This is a genomic window from Pseudomonas sp. S4_EA_1b (assembly GCF_016307435.1).
Lineage (GTDB): Bacteria > Pseudomonadota > Gammaproteobacteria > Pseudomonadales > Pseudomonadaceae > Aquipseudomonas > Aquipseudomonas rhodesiae.
Map to the genome: position 1 here is coordinate 1 of NZ_JAEILC010000134.1, position 4,394 is coordinate 4,394.

Annotated in this window: 2 protein-coding genes and 4 pseudogenes; 5 read left to right on the plus strand and 1 reads right to left on the minus strand. The window is 57.6% G+C overall.

The genetic code is table 11. The annotated features are described in order from the left end of the window. The first annotated feature begins 86 nt into the window (after positions 1–86). From YA0848_RS31415 to YA0848_RS31435, 5 genes and pseudogenes are all read left to right on the plus strand, one after another. On the plus strand, positions 87–1,190 hold the full coding sequence (locus YA0848_RS31415; RefSeq protein ID WP_039594669.1) for an IS5 family transposase: 1,104 nt from the start codon (positions 87–89) through the stop codon (positions 1,188–1,190). 96 nt (positions 1,191–1,286) lie between these two features. Next, positions 1,287–1,922 (plus strand): annotated as a pseudogene (locus tag YA0848_RS31420) (IS630 family transposase); the annotation flags it as partial. A 134-nt stretch (positions 1,923–2,056) separates the two neighbouring features. Next, positions 2,057–2,458: pseudogene (locus YA0848_RS31425) on the plus strand (IS21 family transposase); the annotation flags it as partial. Positions 2,459–2,477: 19 nt separating this feature from the next. Next, entirely contained in the window at positions 2,478–3,233 is a 756-nt protein-coding gene (gene istB / locus YA0848_RS31430) for an IS21-like element helper ATPase IstB (RefSeq protein ID WP_198731491.1), read from the plus strand. A gap of 123 nt (positions 3,234–3,356) precedes the next feature. Next, positions 3,357–3,911: pseudogene (locus YA0848_RS31435) on the plus strand (IS630 family transposase); the annotation flags it as partial. A gap of 162 nt (positions 3,912–4,073) precedes the next feature. Here YA0848_RS31435 and YA0848_RS31440 read toward each other — a convergent pair. After that, positions 4,074–4,175, minus strand: a pseudogene (locus YA0848_RS31440) (IS5/IS1182 family transposase); the annotation flags it as partial. Positions 4,176–4,394 lie beyond the last annotated feature (219 nt).

A 4,394-nucleotide genomic window follows, 5' to 3' on the forward strand; every position in this document is an offset into this window, starting at 1 on the left:
GAACGGGTTAATTGTTCAGCATCTCCCTAGAGGGTGTAGACAAAATAAAGTAAACTTCTTGCCTCCTTTCTATGCAGCATTGAGCCATGCCTAAAACTGGACGCCCACCGGTAATCGCTACGCACCATTATCCTCTGCTGGCCAGGCTCGCTCATACGCAGCCTTATTCCAGTCAAGCCGAACTGGCGCAAGCATTCCATGCAGAAACGGGCATCACCGCGCATCCCGACACCTTTGCAAAAGCGCTGAGACTGGCCGGGATCGTTCGAGTAAAGGAACGTGCCAAAGGTAGCTTCCAGCCTCCCGAGCCTCGTAAGTCTTATGGCTATACCGAGGCACACCGGCGTCAGTTGCCGGAGCAACGCTACCCCAGTTGCCTGACTGATGCAGAATGGACGTTGGTCGCTGATTTATTTGAAGTCTCGGGAGGTCGCGGCGTACCGCCTCGCCACTCCCGACGCACTCTTTTGGAAGCCTGCTGTTATGTCGTGCGCACAGGGTGCTCCTGGCGAATGCTGCCTCGCGAGTTTCCCCATTGGGACAATGTCTATAAAACCTTTCGGCGCTGGAGCGCTCAGGGCAAGTTTGAGCAAATGCACGACCGGCTCCGTGCCCAATGGCGAGAGCGGGTGGATCGTGATGAACGGCCGTCAGCCGCTGTTCTGGATTCCCAATCAACGCGCAGCTCTCCCCAAGGCGGTGAAAGCGGTTACGACGCAGGCAAAAAGGTAAAAGGACGTAAGCGAAGCCTTATCGTAGATACCTTAGGCCTTCTTTTGGCCGTGAGCATCAGCGCAGCCAGTGTGCAGGATCGAGATGCGGCAGACGACGCCGTGACCTCCGCGATGGATAAGTACCCGTCATTAAATACCCTGTTCGTCGACAGTGCCTACGCTGGAAAGTGGGCCCAGCGTATGCAGCACACTCATTCGCTCGAGATCCAGGTCATACGAGGAGCGAACAATCGCCGCACCGGGAAATGGCATTCAGAGCAAGGCGATTTGTTCACGGCAGCGCCGGTTGCGAGCGGCTTTGTGGTCATGCCCAAGCGCTGGGTGGTGGAACGGACTCATGCCTGGAATGAGCGAGCCAGGCGGCTGATCATGCACCACGATCGGTTACTGGATGTGAGTGAGGCTTGGGTATGGCTGGCTGAGGCTCGCATGCTCGCTCGTCGACTTACTACTTGATTTTGTCTACATCACTCCTAGTGGACTGAGCGGTTAATTCATTTATCTAATGGTAACGATATGCTGTGCGTCCAATGTCATGGATTGGTTATACGCATGGCCCGACCGACTTCCCCCTTCGCTTTAATGCCTTCCGATCTCATCGCCCTGCAAGGTTGGTTGCGTATGAGTACGCTGGAACAGAGCCTCGCCCAGAGAGCGCGCATCCTGCTTCTACTGGCTGACGGATTGACGCCCAAGGCCGTTAGCGAGCAGTTGCAGGTCACGCCGCCGACGGTATTCAAGTGGCGAAAACGTTATCTGGAGGCGGGAATCGAAGGGTTGAGCGATCTGCCGCGCAGCGGCCAGCCACTCAAACTTGGGCCCGATAAAATCAACGAAATCCTGACACTGACCACCCGGCGTGTACCCCAGGAAGCCGCTCACTGGAGCGTCCGTTTGATGGCCAAGTATGCGCGGGTTACCACATGGCAGGTGCGGCAGGTCTGGGCCGCTTCCGACCTCAAACCCCATCGTCTGAAGACCTTCAAAATCAGCAACGATCCTCATTTCGCCGACAAGGTCGTCGACGTGGTCGGGCTCTATCTGAACCCACCGGATAACGCCCTGGTGTTGTCGGTTGACGAGAAAACCCAGATCCAGGCTGCGGATTCCACGCGCATTTGGACACCCATTCCACGAACACTTGGACAGCGATTCCACGCTGACTTGGACACTCATTCCACGGCCACTTGGACACTGATTCCACGAGCATTTGGACAGTGATTTCTCACTGATCCGACCCACGCTCAGGCAGGCGGCAACGCAGGACTATTCACTACCATCGGCCTCTTTTATCGAAGCGAAGAGGTCGTCGTGGAGCGTATAGCCACCTGCGCTCGCCGCACAAAGGCCGCCACACTACCCACACCGAGCACATGCCCAAAAGTCACCGCGAACACGCCGAGTGGACGCCGCAACGGCTGATCCGCTGGGCAGAGCAAACCGGGTCGAACACGGCTGGCGTTATCGCCTACATCCTCGAACGCCGAATCCATCCGCAGCATGGCTTCCGCGCCTGCCTGGGCATCCTGCGCTTGAGCAAACAGCACCGCGAAGAGCGGCTGGAAGCCGCTTGCCAACGTGCGCTGGCCCTAGGCGCATGCAGTTACAAGAGCCTCGAATCGATCCTGCGCCAAGGCCTGGAACGGCTACCTCTTGCCCAGCAAAACCTGCCGTTACTGCCCGATGAACATATCAATCTGCGCGGCCCTGGCTACTACCACTGACTGAAAAAGGAGCACGAACATGTTGCCCAACCCGACACTCGACAAGCTACAAACCCTGCGCCTGCATGGCATGATCAAGGCGCTTGGCGAACAACACGCAACGCCTGACATCAACGATCTCAGCTTCGACGAACGCCTCGGCCTGATGGTCGACCGCGAGCTGACTGAACGCGACGACAAGCGCCTGACGACTCGCCTCAAAGCCGCACGACTGCGCCACAACGCCTGCCTCGAAGACATCGACTACCGCAGCCCGCGCGGGCTGGATAAGGCGCTGATCCTGCAACTGGGTAGCGGCCAGTGGCTGCGCGATGGCCTGAACCTGATCATCGGCGGGCCGACGGGCGTAGGCAAAACCTGGCTCGCCTGCGCGCTGGCTCATAAAGCTTGCCGCGACGGTTACAGCGTGCGCTATCTGCGCCTGCCGCGCTTGATGGAAGAACTGGGTCTGGCCCATGGCGACGGGCGCTTCGCCAAGCTGATGAGCAGCTACGCCAAGACCGACCTGCTGATCCTCGATGACTGGGGCTTGGCCCCGTTCACCGCCGAACAGCGGCGCGACATGCTGGAGCTACTGGACGACCGCTACGGCCAGCGCTCGACCATCGTTACCAGCCAGATGCCGGTGGACAACTGGCACGAACTGATCGGCGATCCGACCCTGGCCGACGCTATCCTCGACCGCCTGGTGCACAACGCATATAGGATCAATCTGAAGGGCGAATCTATGCGCAGGCGCGCAACGAAATTGACGACGGCAGGGACTTCAGACTAACAATGCAAACCTGCGTCGCTGCGCTCCGACTGCCTGTCCAAGTGGACGTGGATCAGGTGTCCAAGTGCGCGTGGAACGAGTGTCCAAATGATCGTGGGCTGAGTGTCCAAGTGTCGTGGAATCCGCATCCAGACGTTGGATCGCACCCAACCGATGCTGCCGCTACGCCCAGGTCAAGTTGAGCGTCGGACCCATGATTACAAGCGCCATGGTACGGCGAGTCTGTACGCAGCTTTCGACATCCTGACCGGCCAAGTAATCGGACGGATTACCCCGCGCCATCGAGCCAAGGAGTTTCTGGCTTTTCTGCAACAGATTGAACGCAGCACGCCAGCCGAACTGGATCTGCATGTGATTCTAGATAACAGTTCGACCCACAAAACGGCTGCAATCAAGCAGTGGCTGGAAAAGCATCCGCGTTTCAAATTGCACTTCACACCAACCAGCGCGTCTTGGCTGAACGCCGTGGAAGGTTGGTTTGCACAACTGGAAAGACGAGCGCTATACCGGGGTGCCTTCACCAGCGTCGCCGACCTAAAGGTGGCTATCCGTCAATTTATCGAGACTCATAATGAGCATTCAGCCAAGCCGTTCAAGTGGAATAAAACGGCTGAGGCCATCATAAGCTCGGTACATAAAGCGAAGCTGAGCGTGATAAAAAATAAATTAATGGATTAACCGCTCAGGCCACTAGGGATTGTCTGACGTAGGCCGCTATTCTTCGACTGCTGAGCCATAGGTGCTTTCAAAAAAACGGCAGCCGTTCAGAATCGATCGAGTCTGCCGCCTATTCCATCCATTTTTGTCGTTGCACGCGCCTCGCAGCAGCTATTTCCCTCATTAAGGACGTACCTCTCCTGCGCTGGAGAGCAAATATCGGCGCGCCATCCAGAGGTTTGACAGAGCAAATAGCGTCATCATTTGAGCAGTGTTCTCGGCGATTTTAAAGTTAGTTGTCGCGTAAGCATGTCACGCCGCCTTTGATGTTTGATGCAGTACCGCCTTCCGCTCCCGGTTAAGGCACACCATCGGTGCCAGTGACCGGTTCCTGATGTTGCTGCTCCAGCGCTCCGGGTGCCGTGCGCGTGCCGCCTCGTACAGCTCGCACGCTTGCGCAGCGGCCCTTCTGCCTGGCCGGTAGCGCTGCTCCGGGGGGGGGGG